Origin of the sequence: Dyella sp. (assembly GCF_051962475.1) — a bacterium.
Lineage (GTDB): Bacteria > Pseudomonadota > Gammaproteobacteria > Xanthomonadales > Rhodanobacteraceae > Dyella_A.
The window spans coordinates 73,472-90,513 of sequence record NZ_JBQCCF010000036.1; the positions used below are offsets into that span (position 1 = coordinate 73,472).

At 68.1% G+C, this 17,042-nt stretch carries 13 protein-coding genes; 6 read left to right on the forward strand and 7 right to left on the reverse strand.

Translation table 11 applies throughout. The annotated features are described in order from the left end of the window. The first annotated feature begins 20 nt into the window (after positions 1-20). The gene (locus tag ACTHJF_RS08610) at positions 21-1,424 is read left to right on the forward strand and encodes a sigma-54-dependent transcriptional regulator (protein ID WP_440266743.1); all 1,404 of its coding nucleotides are present in this window, start codon (positions 21-23) and stop codon (positions 1,422-1,424) included. Between the two features lie 41 nt (positions 1,425-1,465). Here ACTHJF_RS08610 and ACTHJF_RS08615 read toward each other — a convergent pair whose 3' ends face one another. The 4 genes from ACTHJF_RS08615 to ACTHJF_RS08630 all read right to left on the reverse strand — a co-directional run bounded on the left by ACTHJF_RS08615 (position 1,466) and on the right by ACTHJF_RS08630 (position 7,759). Beyond that, positions 1,466-3,028 (reverse strand): response regulator, encoded by a 1,563-nt coding sequence (locus tag ACTHJF_RS08615; protein ID WP_440266744.1) that lies wholly within the window; start codon positions 3,026-3,028, stop codon positions 1,466-1,468. Between the two features lie 72 nt (positions 3,029-3,100). After that, the gene (locus ACTHJF_RS08620) at positions 3,101-3,547 is read right to left on the reverse strand and encodes a response regulator (protein WP_440258352.1); all 447 of its coding nucleotides are present in this window, start codon (positions 3,545-3,547) and stop codon (positions 3,101-3,103) included. Next, entirely contained in the window at positions 3,544-5,337 is a 1,794-nt protein-coding gene (locus ACTHJF_RS08625) for a sensor histidine kinase (RefSeq protein ID WP_440266771.1), read from the reverse strand. The genes ACTHJF_RS08620 and ACTHJF_RS08625 overlap by 4 nt, the downstream gene beginning before the upstream one ends. A gap of 127 nt (positions 5,338-5,464) precedes the next feature. Next, complete coding sequence (locus ACTHJF_RS08630; protein ID WP_440266745.1) at positions 5,465-7,759, reverse strand: GH92 family glycosyl hydrolase; 2,295 nt, start codon at positions 7,757-7,759, stop codon at positions 5,465-5,467. A gap of 182 nt (positions 7,760-7,941) precedes the next feature. On the opposite strand from ACTHJF_RS08630, the gene fucP reads away from it, so the two are divergent. The 5 genes from fucP (at position 7,942) to ACTHJF_RS08655 (ending at position 14,501) form a co-directional block, all read left to right on the forward strand. Beyond that, complete coding sequence (gene fucP / locus ACTHJF_RS08635; RefSeq protein WP_440266746.1) at positions 7,942-9,243, forward strand: L-fucose:H+ symporter permease; 1,302 nt, start codon at positions 7,942-7,944, stop codon at positions 9,241-9,243. An 80-nt stretch (positions 9,244-9,323) separates the two neighbouring features. Further along, entirely contained in the window at positions 9,324-10,553 is a 1,230-nt protein-coding gene (locus tag ACTHJF_RS08640; protein WP_440266747.1) for an AGE family epimerase/isomerase, read from the forward strand. Between the two features lie 16 nt (positions 10,554-10,569). Next, the gene (locus ACTHJF_RS08645; protein WP_440266748.1) at positions 10,570-12,549 is read left to right on the forward strand and encodes a M1 family metallopeptidase; all 1,980 of its coding nucleotides are present in this window, start codon (positions 10,570-10,572) and stop codon (positions 12,547-12,549) included. A 119-nt stretch (positions 12,550-12,668) separates the two neighbouring features. Then, on the forward strand, positions 12,669-13,751 hold the full coding sequence (locus ACTHJF_RS08650) for an oxidoreductase (RefSeq protein ID WP_440266749.1): 1,083 nt from the start codon (positions 12,669-12,671) through the stop codon (positions 13,749-13,751). A gap of 126 nt (positions 13,752-13,877) precedes the next feature. Further along, the gene (locus ACTHJF_RS08655) at positions 13,878-14,501 is read left to right on the forward strand and encodes a phosphatase PAP2 family protein (RefSeq protein WP_440266750.1); all 624 of its coding nucleotides are present in this window, start codon (positions 13,878-13,880) and stop codon (positions 14,499-14,501) included. A 62-nt stretch (positions 14,502-14,563) separates the two neighbouring features. On the opposite strand, the gene ACTHJF_RS08660 is transcribed toward ACTHJF_RS08655, so the two are convergent. The 3 genes from ACTHJF_RS08660 to ACTHJF_RS08670 all read right to left on the reverse strand — a co-directional run bounded on the left by ACTHJF_RS08660 (position 14,564) and on the right by ACTHJF_RS08670 (position 16,998). After that, on the reverse strand, positions 14,564-14,860 hold the full coding sequence (locus ACTHJF_RS08660) for a PepSY domain-containing protein (RefSeq protein ID WP_440266751.1): 297 nt from the start codon (positions 14,858-14,860) through the stop codon (positions 14,564-14,566). A 66-nt stretch (positions 14,861-14,926) separates the two neighbouring features. Then, positions 14,927-16,336, reverse strand: coding sequence for an ATP-binding protein (locus tag ACTHJF_RS08665; RefSeq protein WP_440266752.1), 1,410 nt, complete (start codon positions 16,334-16,336; stop codon positions 14,927-14,929). Then, a complete protein-coding gene (locus ACTHJF_RS08670) occupies positions 16,333-16,998 on the reverse strand; it encodes a response regulator (RefSeq protein WP_431634271.1) in 666 nt (221 codons plus the stop codon). Before ACTHJF_RS08670 ends, ACTHJF_RS08665 begins: the two co-directional genes overlap by 4 nt. Positions 16,999-17,042: the final 44 nt, after the last annotated feature.

Genomic DNA, 17,042 nt, shown 5'->3' on the forward strand with positions numbered 1-17,042 from the left:
TCCCACTGACGCCATCACCCATGAGCCTACAGACCGTCCTGGTCGTCGACGACGAACGCGACATTCGCGAACTGCTCACCATCACTCTCGGCCGCATGGACCTGCAGGTGGATGCGGTCGGTACCGTTGCCGAAGCCCGACGCGCGCTGGGCGAGCGCAGCTACGACCTGTGCTTCACCGACATGCGCCTGCCCGACGGCACCGGGCACGAGGTGATCGAGCTGATCGCCGAGGAACACCCCGATACCCCGGTGGCGATGATCACCGCCTACGGCAACGTCGACGCCGCCGTGAGCGCGCTCAAGGCCGGCGCGTTCGATTTCGTTTCCAAGCCGGTGGATATCCAGATGCTGCGCCGGCTGGTGCGCACTGCGCTGAAGCTGGCCGAGGAAAAGCGCAGCGAAGCCGGTGGCGGCGCAGCGGCCGGCTCCAGCGAGCGGCTGATCGGCGACTCGCCGGCCATGCAGCAGGTGCGCGCCACGATCGCCAAGCTCGCGCGCAACCAGGCGCCGGTGTACATCGCCGGCGAGTCCGGCGTGGGCAAGGAGCTGGTAGCACGGCTGATCCACGAGCAGGGTCCGCGCGCCAGCGGCCCGTTCATTCCGGTGAACTGCGGCGCGATCCCCACCGAGCTGATGGAAAGCGAGTTCTTCGGCCATCGCAAGGGCAGCTTCACCGGTGCCAACAGCGACAAGGAAGGCCTGTTCCAGGCGGCCAATGGCGGCACGCTGTTCCTCGACGAGGTCGCCGAGCTGCCGCTGCACATGCAGGTGAAGCTGCTGCGCGCGATCCAGGAAAAAGCCGTGCGCCCGATCGGCGCGCGTGAGGAAGTGCTGGTGGACGTGCGCATCCTCTCGGCCACCCACAAGAACCTTGCCGCACTGGTCGAGCAGGGCCAGTTCCGCCAGGACCTCTTCTACCGCATCAACGTGATCGAGCTGCGCGTACCGCCGCTGCGCGAGCGTCGCGGCGACGTGCCGCTGCTGGCCGCGCACATCCTGCGCCAGCTGGCCGCCAAGAGCGGTGGCACGCCCGGCAAGCTGCTGCCAGCGGCCCAACAGGCCCTGGACGACTACGATTTCCCGGGCAACGTACGCGAGCTGGAGAACGTGCTTGAGCGCGCCATGGCAATGAGCGACGGCGAATCGATCGACGCTACGGACCTGATGCTGCCGCAACGCGCGCCGCGTCCGGCGTTCGATGCGGGGGTGGCGCCGCCAGCTGCCGTGGCCGCGGCTCCGGCCGCGGCGCCGGGCGCACCCGGCAGCGGCGTCGCGCTGGAGGACTACATCAGCAACCTCGAGCGCACGGCGATCATGAAGGCGCTGGAAGAGTCGCGTTACAACAAGACCGCCGCGGCCAAGAAGCTCGGCATCACCTTCCGCGCGCTGCGCTACAAGCTGAAGAAGCTCGGCATCGACTGAGGCCGCGCGATACTAGAACGCCCACTGTGCAAGGCCGCCGATCAGGCGGCCTTGCCATTTCCGAGCGCCTTTCGCAGCACGCGCAGCAACGACTTGGTAGTGATCGGCTTGTCCACCACGTGCAGCCGCTCGAGCGGCGGCAGCTCGTCCAGCCGCGGTGGCGCGTCCGGACGGGCCAGCAGCAGCACCGGCCCGTCGTAGCCATGGTCGACCAGCGCGGCCAAGGTGCGCACACCGGTGAACAGGTTCATCTCCGCGTCCATCACCACCACGTCGGGCACGCCCTGCGCCTCGATCCACTGCAGCGCAGCCGTACCGCTCTGGCTGCCGTGTGCTTGGTAGCCGTAGGCATCGAGCATGTCCGACAGCAGGGACAGCTGGGCGGCCTCTTCCACCACCACCAGCACCTGCTCGGCGTTGCCCTCGAGGTTGTCGTTGCCGCCTTCGGCGCTTGCCGCGTCCTCGCGCAGTTCGGTCAGCGGGATATAGAGGAAGAACCGTGTGCCCTCGCCGCGGCTGCTTTCCACGCGCATCACGCCACCGTGGCTGGCGACGATGCGCTTGCAAGACAACAGGCCCAGTCCGGTGCCGGTCTTCTTGGTGGTGAAGAACGGCTCGAACAATCGCTCGAGCGTCGCATCGTCCATGCCGTCGCCGGTGTCGGCCACGGTGAGGCACAGATACTCGCCCTCCTGCATCTCCTCGCCAGCCAGGAAGAAATCGGCCGGCAGGCGGCAGCGCGAGGAGCTGATGCGCAGGTGGCCACCGTCGGGCATGGCCTGGATCGCGTTCAGGCACAGGTTGAGCAGGCACTGCTGCAACTCGGTGTGGTTGCCCTCGAAGGCGACGTCCGGATCTTCCAGCGCCACCTCCATCGCGATCGAGCGCGGCATCGAGCCCTGCAGCAGCAGGTCCAGCGCTTCCATCAGCCCCCCCAGTCGCACCTGTTCGGCACGGCGGGCGCCGCGGGCGAAGGACAGCATCGACTGCACCATCTCCAGGCCGCGCTTGCCGCAGTCGCGCACCAGCGCGCCGAGACGGGCCAGGCGCGGATCGTCCTGGTAATCCTGCAGGCTGTCGCCGGCCAGCAGCAGGGGCTGCAGCAGGTTGCGCAGGTCGTGGCTGAGGCCGCCGGCCAGCATCGCCAGCGCCTCGAAGCGCTGCGCCCGGATCAGTTCCGACTCGGCGCGGCGAGCGGCCCGCTGCGACTCGGCCTCGCTCAGCGCGCGGCGCACAGCGCTGGCCAGGCGGGCCGGATTCTGCTTGAGGATGTAGTCGGTGGCGCCGTTACGCAGCGCCTCGATCGCGGCTTCCTCACCCAGCGTGGCGGAGACGAAGATGAACGGAGTATCGGTATCGCGTGCCCGCAGCAGCTCCAGCGCACGCTGGCCGGAGAACCCCGGCAGGCTCAGGTCGGACAGCACGATATCGGGCCGGAACTCTTCCAGCGCCTTGAGATACGGCTCTTCCTCGTCCACCAGCCGGACGTCGTAGGCAATACCGTCGGCATCCAGCTCACCCAGCACCAGCTCGGCATCGAGCTCGCTGTCCTCGACCTGCAGGACGCGGATGGTGGGCATCGTGCGATTCAGGCTGTTGGGCATGGCGGCATCCCCGAGCTACCGTCCGTGACTGCCGCACGGTAGCGCGCGGCGGGTTCCTTGTCGCGCATCGGCTCACTCCACCTCGGGAGCCTGGTTGAGCACTGCCCAGAACTGGCCCAGGGTGCGCACCGCCTCGAAGAACTGATCCACGTCCACCGGCTTGATCACGTACGCGTTCACACCCAGGTCCCAGCTGCGCGCCAGGTCGCTCTCCTCACGTGAGGACGACAGGATCACCACTGGGATGCGGCGCATGCGCTCGTCCGAGCGCATCTGCGTGAGCACGTCCAGGCCGTTCATGCGCGGCATCTTGATATCCAGCAGCACCACCGCCGGGTCGAGCCGCTCGCGGTCCGCCCAGGCGCCGCGGGCATAGAGGTAATCGAGGCAGTCCACGCCATCCTCCAGGTGCACCACCGGGTTCACCAGATTGGCTTCGCGCAGGGCGTCCATCGCCATCTCGGCGTCGGCCTGGCTGTCTTCCACCAGGAGGATGGTGCGGATCATACGGTCGTTCATGAACGGTCCTGTCTAAGAATGTCGCCGGCTTCGAAGGCGGGCAGAGAGAAGTGGAAGCGCGCCCCTTGCCCCGGCTCGCCTTCAGCCCACACACGGCCACCGTGGCGAGCCACGATACGCCGAACGTTGGCCAGGCCGATGCCGTTGCCCGGGAATTCCGAGGCGCGGTGAAGCCGTTGGAACACACCGAACAGCTTGCCGGCGTATTCCATGTCGAATCCGGCGCCGTTATCGGCGACGGTGAATTCGTAATCCCCGTTGGCGGTCCGGGATGTCTCGACGGTGATCTTGGCCAGCTCGCGCTGCCCGGTGTACTTCACCGCGTTGCCGATCAGGTTCTGCCACACCGTGCGCAGCATGTTCTCGTCACCGACCACCACCGGCAGCGGCGCGACCTTCCACTCGATGCGCCGACCGACGGTATCGGAGTCGGTCAGTGCACGTGCCTCGTCCACCAGCGACTGCATGTCCACCGGCTGCATGCGCATGGCGCCGCGACCGAGGCGCGAGAACACCAGCAGGTCGTCGATCAGCTGGGCCATGCGCTGGGCGGCGCTGGAGATCACTTCCAGATAGTGATGACCCTTCTCGTCCAACTGCTCGCCCAGATGCCGCTCCAGCTTGCCGGCGAAGCCGGCGATGTGGCGCAGCGGCGCGCGCAGGTCGTGCGAGACCGAGTAGCTGAAGGCCTCCAGCTCGCGGTTGACGTCCGAAATCTGCTCCACCTTGCCCTCGAGCTGGCGGTTGAGCTCCTTGACCTGCTTCTCCACCAGCGCGCGCACGGTGATGTCGCTCACCGTCATCAGCAGCGCTGGTGCATCGCCGTCCTGCTCCAGGCGCCGGGCATTGATCACCACGCGGCGGTCGGTGCCGTCGGCGGTGCGCTGGTTGAGTTCGTAGTCCCACAGCTCGCGGTCGCGCAGCATCACGTCGGACAGCCGCTGCAGCAGCGGGCCATCGTTCCAGGCGCCGCCACCGAGCTCAGCCAGCGCCAGCGAGCGCTGCTCGTCCGCATCGAGCGCGTACAGCTCGGCGAAGGCTGCGTTGACCAGCAGGGTATTGAGTTTGCCGTCCAGCAGCGCAATCGGCTCGCGTACCGCCTGCACGATCTGACGCGAGCGGCGCACCGCCTGGTTCTCGCGCTCCTCGGCGCGCAGCCGCTGCCCGATCTGGCGCTCGGACACCACCACGATGATGCCCAGCAGCAGCACCTGGGCCAGCGCGCCGATGCCCAGCACCAGCTTGTAGTTGAACGACTGCGCCGCCGCGTCCTGGCGCCGCTTGCTCAGCAGTTGGTCTTCCGTGGCCACGATCTTTTCCAGCACGTCGCCGACCGCGAACAGGTTGCCGGCGTCGGCGAGCGCCTTCTCCGCGCCCTCGCGATCGCCGTGGCGCATCCGCCACAGCGCCTGCCACATCAGCGTGGCGCGGCCGTTCACCGTGGTCTCCAGCGAACCGACCAGCGCCTGCTGGTCGGCGTTGTCGCGGGTGAAGTCGCGCAGTTGCCAGATCAACTTGGAAATCTGCTTGGTCGCGTCGTCCAGCCGCTGCTGGGCCTCCTTGTTGTCGCCCATCATCACCAGGCGGTAGGTCGCTGCCTCGGCATCGCGGCTGAGGAAGGCGATGCGGTAGGTGATCGATTTCACCTCTGAGGAGTGGGTCACCCACTGCGAGGCGTGCAGGGCCTCGGTGGACGTGTTGCGGGTGATCACGTATGGCAGCGCGACGATCACCACCACCGACAGCAGCAGGCCGATCACGCGCCAGCGCAGGAAGCTCAGATTCCTCATAGGCATTGCGGGGCGATTCCAGAACAGACGTATCGGCCCATTCTGGCATGCCCGGCACCGGCGCCTGCCGCCCAGCCGCTCGCGCTGGGCTGGCCGCAGCCGCCCGCCCTCGTGACGCCGACCACGATCATCGTCCCTGTGATGCCTGCATCGCGGCGCCCGCGGGTGCCGCGATCATGCGGAAGTGCAACTCGCCCCCGGCGACCAGATCGCGGTGGTGCAGAAAAGGCTGCTTGAGGGGCTGGCCGTTCAGGGTGATCTCGCCGACATAGGGGTGCAGGGCGTCGAAAGGTGCCGCGGTGATCGTGAAGATTTTGTCATTGGCCAAGTGCAGCACGGCCTTGGCGACGAACGGACGGCCGATCGCGTACTCGTCGCTGGCCGGCGTCACCGGGTAGAAGCCCAGCGCCGTGAACACGTACCAGGCCGACATCTGACCCAGATCGTCGTTGCCGGCCAGCCCGTCCGGCCGCGCCGCGTACTGGCTGTCCATGATCTGCTTCAGGCGCTGCTGGGTCTTCCACGGCGCACCGGCGTAGTCATACAGATAAGCCAGGTGGTGGCTCGGTTCGTTGCCGTGGGCGTACCAGCCGATCAGGCCGGTGATGTCCTCCACGTGCTTGAAATGGGCCGGATCGACCTTGGCGTCGAACACGCCGTCGAGCTTGTCGACGAAACGCGCCTTGCCGCCCATCGCCTCGATCAGCCCGGGCACGTCCTGCGGCACGTACCAGGAGTACTGGAAGGCATTGCCTTCGGTGTAGTCGCTGCCGTAGCCGGCCACCGCCGGATCGAACGGCTCGCGGAACGACCCGTTCGCCAGCCGCGCGCGCATGAAACCGGTCTTGGCGTCCCACGCGTTGCGCCAGTTGCCCGCGCGCTTGCCGAAGGTGGCGGCGATGTCGCGCTTGCCCATGGCCTTGGCCATCTGCGCGATGGTCCAGTCGTCGTAGGCGTATTCGAGCGTCTTGGAGGCGCCCTCGGGCTCACGATCGATCGGCACGTAGCCGAGCTTCATGTAGTCGGCCAGGTCGCCGTACGGACCGTAGCTGGCGCTGGCGACCATCGCCTGCAGCGCCTCGTTGGCGTCGAAGCCGCGCACGCCCTTGAGGTAGGCGTCGGCGATCACCGGCACCGCGTGGTAGCCGATCATGCACCAGGTCTCCAGGCCGCCGAACGCCCACACCGGCAGGATGCCGAACGGGCTGGCCGCACGCGCGGCGAGCAGCGAACGGATGAAGTCGGTGCTCTTGTCCGGGTGCAGCAGCACCATCAGCGGCTGCTGCGCGCGATACACATCCCAAAGCGACCAGGTGGAATAGAAATCGAAGCCCTTCGCCGTGTGCACCTGGTGATCCGGGCCGCGGTACTGGCCGTCCACGTCCATGCTCAGCGTGGGCGACAGCAGCGCGTGATACAGCGCGGTATAGAACTGCTTGCGCGCGGTGTCGGGCGCATCCACGTCCACATCCGCCAGCGCCTGGCTCCAGGCCTGGTGCGCCTGCTGGCGGCGGGCGTTGAAATCCCAGCCGGCGCCTTCGGCGTCGAGATTGGCCAGCGCGCCGGCCTCGCTCACCGTGGAAATCGCCACCTTCACCACCAGCGGCTGGCTCAGCGTGCCGAAGTCGAACACGCCCTCCAGCGCGCGGCCGTCCTGCGCGTCGTGGTCTTCGCGCTGGTGGCCGGGGCCCTTGAAGCCCTTGTACGGCGCATCGGTGTCGCGGTCGTAGAGCGTGCGCGAAGTCATCGGCTGCGAGAAGCGCATCGCGAAGCACAGCGTGCGCCCCGGCGCCCAGCCGTTGGTGAGGCGGCAGCCGGTGACGCTGCCGTCGGCGCGCACGCGCAGGTTCGACCACAGCACCTTGCCCGGGTAGTCGTAGATGCTCGGGCGCAGATCCAGCAGCAGGTGCGCCGGCTGGCCGGCCGGGAAGGTGTAGCGGTGCCAGCCCACGCGGCGGCCGGCGGTGAGTTCGGCGCGCACGCCCGAATCGGCCAGGGTCACCGCGTAGTAGCCCGCCTGCACCACTTCGCTGGCGTGGCTGAAGCGCGAGCGGTAGCCGCTGCCCGGCACGGCCGCGTCACCCGGATCGAGCTTCACCGCACCGGCCAGTGGCATCACCAGCACGTCACCGAGATCGGAGTGGCCAGAGCCGGAAAAGTGCGTGTGCGAGAAGCCGAGAATGCTGCTGTCGCCGTACTGGTAGCCGGCCGCCCACTTGTAGCCGTGCTTGAAGTCCGGCATCGCCGTGTCGGGCGAAAGCTGGATCATGCCGAACGGTACCGTGGCGCCCGGAAAAGTATGGCCATCGCCGCCGGTACCGATGCGCGGATCGACGTCGACGGCATGATCGGCCGCCGTGGCGACGCCGCCGGCCAGGGCCAGAAGGGAGATCAGGAAACCGGCTTTCCGGAGCGTGCGCATGCTGTCTCTCGCTGCCAAAAGAAGCGGCAAAGGTAGCACTGCCCGACGATGTTGCAGCGCGCGATGGGCAATCGGGTGAAAACGGTTACATTCGCCCGGCTACTGGCTTTGACCCCGACTCCCGCTGGAGCGCCCGGGAGCCTGTGGCACCCTTGCACCTTCGCCCATCGGGAAACCCTGCCATGGCCTTTGCCGCCCCGCCCGCCGCCGCATCGACCGCGCCCGGCAACGCCCGTTACACCACCTATCCGCTCGCGCTGGGCGTGCTCACCACGATCTTCTTCATGTGGGGCTTCCTCACCTGCTTGAACGACATTCTGGTGCCGCATCTGAAGTCGACGTTCCAGCTCAACTACACCCAGGCGATCCTGGTGCAGTTCACCTTCTTCGGCGCGTATTTCGTGATGGCGATGCCGGCCGGCCGCCTGATCGCCGCGCTGGGCTACAAGAAAGGCATCGTGACGGGCCTGGCGATCGCCGGCGTGGGCGCGCTGGGCTTCTGGCCGGCCGCGGCGCTGCATCTGTATCCGGCTTTCCTCGGCGCGCTGTTCGTGCTGGCCACCGGCATCACCGTGCTGCAGGTGGCGGCCAACCCTTACGTCGCCCTGCTCGGGCCGGAGGCGACCAGCTCCAGCCGGCTCACCCTGGCGCAGGCGCTGAATTCGTTCGGCACCACCATCGCGCCGTACTTCGGCAGCGTGCTGATTCTCGCCAACGCGGTGAAGTCGCCCACCGAGCTGGCCGCGCTGGCGCCGGCTGACCAGATCGCCTACCAGACCCAGCAGGCGCAGGCTGTGCAGTATCCGTACATCGGACTGGCGGTAGTGCTATTTCTGCTGGCGGTGTTCGTGTGGGCATTCCGCCTGCCGGCGCTGGCCGAGTCCACCGACAAGGGCGATCACGATCGTCACGGTTTCCTCGAAGTGCTGCGCCATCGCCACGTTCTGTTCGGGGTCATCGGCATCTTCTGCTACGTGGGTGCGGAGGTGTCGCTGGGCAGCTACATGGTCAATTACCTGGCGATGCCGGAGATCGGCCACCTGAGCGAGGCGGACGCGGCCAAGTACGTGTCGCTGTACTGGGGCGGCGCAATGGTCGGCCGTTTCGCCGGCTCGTGGATCATGGCGTGGTTTTCGCCGCGCAAGCTGCTGGCACTGTTCGCCGCGATCAACACCGTGCTGGTCGCCACCACCATGCTCAGCACCGGCAGCGTGGCGATGTACAGCGTGATCGCGGTGGGCCTGTTCAACTCGATCATGTTCCCGACCATCTTCGCGCTCGGCATCGAGCGACTGGGGCCGATGACCAGCAAGGCGTCGAGCCTGCTGATCATGGCGATCGTTGGCGGTGCGCTGATCCCGCAGTTGCAGGGCATGCTGGCCGACCGTTTCGGTCTGCAACACGCCTTCGTGCTGCCGCTGGTGTGCTACCTGTACATCGCGTTCTACGGGCTCAGTGGCTCCAAGGTGCGCAGCGCCGCCTGAGCTTCCATCCGGCATGGCGGCCACCCGGCGTCGCCATGCCCTCGTCCCCACCTGACTCGTCCCACCTGGATCGTTCACGCATGACCCACGCCAGCTCCGTCCCCGTGCTTCCTGACGTACGCAGCGAGGCTTTCCTGCGCGAGCACATCGCGCAGACCATGGCCTTCTACGACGTCCATGCGCACGATCCGGCCGGCGGGTTCTTCCACTACTTCCGTGACGACGGCGCGGTGTACGAGCGCAGCCACCGCCACCTGGTGAGCAGCACACGCTTCGTCTTCAACTACGCGATGGCGGCGATCGAGCTCGAGCGCGAGGATTACCTCGCCGAGGCACGCCACGGCCTGCGCTACCTGCGCGAGGTGCACCGCGATGCCCGCGACGGCAGCTACGCCTGGACGGTGCGCGACGGCCAGCCCGAGGACACCACCCGGCACGCCTACGGCATGGCCTTCGTGCTGCTGGCCTATGCCACCGCGGTGAAGGCCGGCATCGACGAGGCGCGTGCCTGGATGGACGAAACCTGGCAACTGCTGGAACTGCGCTTCTGGGATGCCGATGCAGGGCTCTATCGCGACGAAGCCGATGCACAGTGGCACTTCAGCCCGTATCGCGGCCAGAACGCCAACATGCACATGTGCGAGGCGATGATCGCCGCGCACCAGGCCACCGGCGAGGCGCGTTATCTCGATCGCGCGCTCACCCTCGCCGACCACATCACGCGCCGCCAGGCCGCGCTCGCCGGCGGCCTGGTGTGGGAGCACTACGACGCGCAATGGAACGTGGATTGGGACTATCACCGCGACGACCCCAAGCACCTGTTCCGCCCCTGGGGTTTTCAGCCCGGCCATCTCACCGAGTGGGCCAAGCTGCTGCTCACGCTCGAACCCCTGCTTGCGGCGCAAGGCCGTGCGGCCGATTGGTTGGTGCCCACCGCACGACACCTGTTCCATACGGCGCTGGCGCGTGCCTGGGACCCGGAGTACGGCGGCATCGCCTACGGCTTCGCTCCGGACGGCCAAGTCTGCGACGACGACAAATACTTCTGGGTGCAGGCCGAATCCATCGCCGCGGCGGCGCGGCTGTACGCGCGCACCGGCGAGGTGACCTATGACCAATGGTATGCCCGGTTGTGGGCCTACGCGTGGCACACTTTCATCGATCACCGCCACGGCGCCTGGTACCGCATCCTCACCCGCGACAACCGCGCGATGAGCGACGAGAAAAGCCCCGCCGGCAAGACCGATTACCACACCATGGGCGCCTGCCACGACGTGCTCGCCGTGATCCGCGCGGGAGGCATGCCCTGACCATCACGAGGCCCGCATGACCGTATCGCTGCTCCGCCCGCTCGCTGCCGCCTTCTTGTCCCTTGCCGCCGCCGGCGCGCTTGCCGCCGAGGCCGTGCCCACCTCGCACTTCGATCCACTGGAAACCTTCGCGCCCTTCGCCTGGCCGCATCCGGCCAATGCCATGCGCGACGCCAGCGGCAAGCCCGGCCCGATGTTCTGGCAGAACCGCGCCGACTACGCGATCCAGGCCACGCTCGACCCGGCCACGCGCCGGCTCTCGGGCACGGAAACCATCACCTACACCAACCACAGCCCCGACGCGCTCGACGTGATCTGGCTGCAGGTGGAGCAGAACCGCTACCGCAAGGACGCGCGCGGCGCGTTCGGCGACGAGAAATTCCCCACCGAGTTCACCGACGGCGAACACATCCGCTCGGTGGAAGTGGAAGACGCCTCCGGCCATCGCCAGAAAGCCGCCTGGGTGATCAGCGATACCCGCATGCAGGTCACCCTGCCCGCCCCGCTGAAGGCACACGACGGCAAGCTCAAGCTGCACATCACCTGGGATTACACCGTGCCGGGCGAATTCGGCGGCCGCACCGACTGGAACGCCAACAAGCAGGGCGATATTTTCGAGATGGCGCAGTGGTACCCGCGCGTGTGCGTCTACGACGACCTACGCGGCTGGGACACGCAGCCCTTCCTCAACAGCGAGTTCTATCTCGAGTACGGCGACTTCGATTACCGCGTCACCGTGCCGTCGGACATGATCGTGGTCGGCTCGGGCGAGCTGCTCAATCCGCAGGAAGTGCTGACCAAAACTCAGCTCAAGCGACTGGACGAAGCCCGCCACAGCGACGCCACCGTGATGATCCGCTCCGCCGCGGAAGTCACCGACCCCGCCTCGCGCCCCAAGCAGGGCGGCACGCTGACCTGGCACTTCGCCATGAAGAACACCCGCGACGTCGCCTTCGGCGCGTCCAAGGCGTTCATCTGGGACGCCGCGCGGATGAACCTGCCCGGTGGCAAGACCGCGCTGGCGATGTCCGCCTACCCGGTGGAGAGCGCCGGCGACAAGGCCTGGGGCGTGGCCACGCAGAACCTCAAGAAGTCGGTGGAGTTCTTCTCCAAGACCTATTTCCCCTACCCCTATCCGGTGGCGATCAACGAAGCGGGCACCGCCGGTGGCATGGAGTACCCGGGCATCACCTTCGACCACAAGAAGGCGGCCGGTCCCGGCCTGCGCATGCTGATCGCCCACGAGATCGGCCACACCTGGTTCCCGATGATCGTGGGCTCCAACGAGCGCCGCGACGCATGGATGGACGAGGGCTTCAACACCTTCGTCGACGTGTACGAGGCCGAGGCGTTCGACGGCGGCAAGTTCGCCCCCAAGCGCGACAGCGAATACGCGCCGGGCAAGGGCACGCCGGCCGAGCAGATCGCCGCGATCCTGGCCGATCCCGCCGCGCCGCCGCCGATGACCTACGCCGACGCGGTGAAGGAGAAGTACCGCCACCCGATCACCTACTTCAAGACCGCCTTCGGTCTGGTGCTGCTGCGTGAGCAGATCATCGGCCCGGAGCGCTTCGACCCTGCGTTCCGCCGCTACGTCGCCACCTGGGCGTACAAGCACCCGAGCCCGTCGGATTTCTTCCGCTTCATGGCCAGCGAAGCCGGCGAAGACCTCGACTGGTTCTGGCGCGGCTGGTTCGTACACAACTGGCCCTTCGACATGAGCGTGGACAAGGTCGCCCCGGCGAATGGCGGCTGGAAGAACGGCGCGGACATCACCGTGTCCAACCACGACAAGCTCGTGCTGCCGAACACGCTGCAGGTGACCTACGCCGACGGCAGCCAGCGCGACGTGCGCGTGCCGGTGGAGACCTGGATGCAGCACACGAGCTACGTGGTGCACGTGGACGGCGACCAGCCGGTGCGGTCTGCGGTGCTCGATGCCAAGCACGATCTGCCGGATGCGGATCGAGGCAACGACAAGCTTACCGTCCAGTAAGTCGTTCCGCCTGATGTGACAAGGCCCGCCCGATGGCGGGCCTTCTTTTTTCGACACGCCGCCGGCATGCATGGTCGGTATAGGCTGGTCGCGAACGAACGCTTCCGCAGGACACTGTCATGCCTTCCGCATTTCCCAAGCTTCGCCTCGGCCTGATCGGCTACGGCTACGCCGGCAAGACCTTCCACGTACCGTTGATCCGTTCGACGCCCGGCCTCGAACTCGCGGCCGTCGCCTCGCGCGATGCCGCCAAGGTGCACGCGGACCTGCCGACCATTCGCGTGCACGACACGCCTGCCGCACTGATCGCCGACGACAGCCTCGACGTGGTGGTGATCGCCACGCCCAACGACACCCACGCCCCGTTGGCCGCCGACGCCCTGCGCGCCGGCCGGCACGTGGTGATCGACAAGCCGATGGCGCTGGACCTGACCGAGGCACGCACCCTGATCGCGCTGGCGGGAGACTCGCCCGGCACGCTCTCGGTGTTCCACAACCGCCGCTGGGACAGCGACTACCTCGCGGTGAAGCAGGGGATCGACGAGGGCACGATCGGCGAGGTGATGCATTTCGAATCGCATATCGACCGCTATCGCCCCACCGTGCGTAGTCGCTGGCGCGAATCGGCCGGCCCCGGCGCCGGTATCTGGTACGACCTCGGCCCGCATCTGGTCGACCAGGCGCTGCAGCTGTTCGGCCTGCCCGAGCGTGTGCATGCTGCGCTCGCGACCCAGCGCGCGGGCGGGCTCAGCGACGACTGGGCGCATGTGCGGCTGGACTACGGCGCGCGCCAGGTGATCATGCACGCCAGCATGCTGGTCGCCGGCGGCGCGCGGCGCTTCGTTGTGCATGGCACGCGCGGCAGCCTGATCAAGACCGGTGCCGATCGCCAGGAAGCCCAGCTGCTGGCCGGCCTCACGCCTGGCGCTGCCGGCTGGGGCGACGACGCCGATACGCTCACCGTGATCGACGCGCACGGCCATGAGCGCGCGCTGCCGGTAGCTGCTGGCGACCAGCGCCGATATTACGCCGCCCTGCGCGACGCCATCGCCGGCAAATCATCCTGGCCGGTGACACCGATCGAGGCCCTGGCGGTGATGGCGGTGATCGACACCGGCTTCGCCTCGCAGCGCGAAGGCCGCGCCCTGCCGCTGCCGCTCACCGACGCCGAGCGGGCGGCGTTCGTCCCCGCGCGCAGTTGAGCTGCGTCAATCCGGCACCACCCGCATGTGCTTACGCTGCCTCGCACGTAAGCAGAAGGAAAGCCTCGGCGCCTAGCGTCACCGGTGCACCGGGCCCACGCCGCCCGTCGCACGGGGAGCCTGATCATGCGTCGTCTATTCGTCGTCCTGCTTTCTCTTGCCACCCTCGTCGGCAGCAACGCGTATGCCGCGGGCGGACCATTCGGCATCGACCACCGGCTGCACTACGACAACAGCGGCATCTGGAACCGCAACAACCAGAAGGCGCTGCTGTACGGCAGCATCCTCACCGTGGGTGTGGGCGCGCTCGCGCTGGGTGACGACAGCAAGCTGGGCGACACGTTCTGGCGCTCGGTCGATTCGATGGTGATCACCGGCGTGGCTGCGACAGGCATGAAGTACACCTTCCGCCGCGAGCGGCCGTCGCAGACCGCCAGCCCCAACCAGTGGTTCAAGAGCTCCAGCGCACAGAGCTTTCCCAGCGGTGAGGTGGCGGCGATCTCCGCCGCGGTCACGCCGTTCATCGCCAACTACGGCCAGGATCACCCCGCGGTCTACGCGCTGGTGCTGCTGCCTGCCTACGACGCGGTCGCGCGCATGAAGGTGCGCGGCCACTGGCAGAGCGACGTGTTGGTCGGCGCCGCGCTGGGCACCGGCATTGGCATCTGGTCGGCACGACGCCACTCGCCGCTGATCCTCGGCTGGCTGCCCGGTGGTTTCCAGGTAGGGTTCGTGCACCGCTTCAAGTGATGCTTGCCGCCGGGCAGGCGCATGCACGACGTCGCGGACGTCGCGCGTCTGCTTGAGGGAACTCAGTCGTTGTCCTGACTCTCATCGGAGTTTTCCAGCACCTTGCCGGTCACCGCGTCCACGCCGATCTCGCGGGTGCCCTTGCTGCCGCTGACGTCGAAGGTGTAGCGCAGGCCGCTGCCGCCGCGTTCCTTTTCCAGCTCTTCCTTGACGATCTTGCCCGGGTAGGTGTTCAACGCGATGGTGCGCGCATGCGGTATGTCGATACGGGCCTTGGCGGCCTCGGCAGCGGTGGCCGCCGAGGCGGCGCCGGACAGCGCCAGCAGGGCGACGGCGCATGAGCAAACGAAGGATTTCATGGCAACTCCTGAAGCAGGCGACGGCATGTCGCCAGACCATGATCACGCGGTGTGCTTAGCGCGCTATTAGGTCGACGACGGCATGGTGCTGGCGTTCATCCGCGCGAGCGGGATGCACACGCGCACGCACAATCCTCGCCCGCCGGGCGCATCGTCGAGCTCGATCCGCGCACGGTGCGTCTGCGCCACGCGCTGCACGATGGAGAGGCCCAATCCGTAGCCGTCGCCGCGCCCGCCGGGTTCGCGGTGGAAGCGGGCGAACACCTCGTCGCGACGCTCGGGCGGGATGCCCGGGCCGTTGTCGATCACTTCGATCATCGCGGTGTCCGCCTGCGCCTCCACGCGCAGTTCCACCGCGCCGCCTTGCGGCACGTGCCGCAGCGCGTTCTCCACCAGGTTGCGCAGCAACGCGGCGAGGCCGGCGGCGAAGCCCTCGACCACCAGCGGCTGCGGCGGCAGCGTCAGCGCCAGCTCCACGCTCCAGTCGGCGATCGGCAGCGCGAGCTCGTCGATCACCTCCATCGCGATGTCGCGCAGATCCACCCGCGCGTGCGCCGCGGCCGCACCGGCCTCGATCCGGGCCAGCGCCAGCAACTGCTCCACCCGCCGTGCCAGCACGGTGAGCGCCTGCTGGGTCTGCCCCAGTGCCAGATCGGTGCTGGCGCGATCGTGGCTGCCGATCGCCGTCTCCACGTTGATCAGGCTGCTGGCGATGGGCGTGCGCAGCTCATGCGCCACGTCGGCGCTGAAGCGGCGCTCGCGCTCCAGCGCGTCCTCCAGACGGGCCAGCTGGTCGTTGAGTGCGGCAATCATCGGCTGCAGTTCCGGCGGCAGCGGCGTCAGGTCGACCGGCTCGCGACTGCCCGGTGCGCGGCGGCGCAGCGTGTCGGCGAGGCGGTCGAGCGGACGCAGGCCGCGACGTACCGCCCAGCCCACCAGCAGCGCCACTAACGGCATCCCGAGCAGCAGCGGCAAGGCATGATCCAGCCACAGCGCGCGGGTGATGTCGTTGCGGCTGTCGTAGCGCTCGCCGGCCAGGATGGTGATGCCCGACGCCGGATCGCGCAGGGTGTAGGTGCGCCAGTGCATCGCGTCGATTACCAGCTGGCCGAAACCGTCGGGACTCGCGGTGGTGCGCGGCACGCTGGCGAAATTGGCCGACTCCAGCCGCACGGCGCCCGAGGCATCGGTGACGCGGAAGCCGACCTCGGTCTCCACTTCGTGCCCTGCCACCGGGATGGTCAGCCGCGGTGGCGCCGGCGCCGCGCGATCCGCGCGTGCGCGCAGGGCGTCCAGGCCCGCCTCGCGCACCAGCAGGTCGACCGTGCGGGCCGACTGGGCCAGCCGCGCATCGGACAGCTCGGTCACCTCCACCAGCGTGGCGCGGAAGCTGATGATGCCCAGCGGCACCAGCACCACGGCCAGCGTGGCGATGACCAGCCAGCCCAGCCGCCAGCGCAGGCTGGCCGCGCTCACTGCGGCTCCCGCGGCAGCATGTAGCCGAAGCCGCGCACGGTGCGCACGGTGTCCGCGCCCAGCTTGCGGCGCAGCGAGTGGACCAGCACTTCCAGCGCGCCGCGGCCCACCACGTTGTCCAGCCCGTAGATCGAGTTCTCCAGGTGCTCGCGGCGCACGATCTGCCCGGCGCGCTCCATCAGCTGCTGCAGCAGGGCGAACTCGCGACGGGTGAGCTCCACCGGCTCGTCGCGAAAGCGCACTTCGGCACTCTCCAGATCCAGCGACAGCGCACCGGCCTCGATGCGGTTCACCGCGCGCCCGTGATGGCGGCGCATCAGCGAACGGATGCGTGCGGCGAGCTCGTCGAGGTGGAACGGCTTGACCAGGTAGTCGTCGGCGCCGGCGTCGAGCCCCTTCACGCGCGATTGGAGACCGTCGCGGGCGGTCATCACGATCACCGGCGTATCCACCTGCGCGCGGCGCGCAGCGGTGAGCACGTCCAGGCCGTCGCGACCGGGCAGGCCCAGGTCCAGCAGCACCAGGTCGGCGGTGCGATCGGCCAGTGCCGCGCTGGCGCTGCGGCCGTCGCGCAGCCAGGTGACGGTGTAGCTCAGGCGCTCCAGCGCACGCTGGATCGCCCCACCGAGCTGGGCATCGTCTTCGACCAGGATGATGTGCACGCCGCTGACTCCTTCCGCTTGCCGCCACCCCATGATGACCGGAT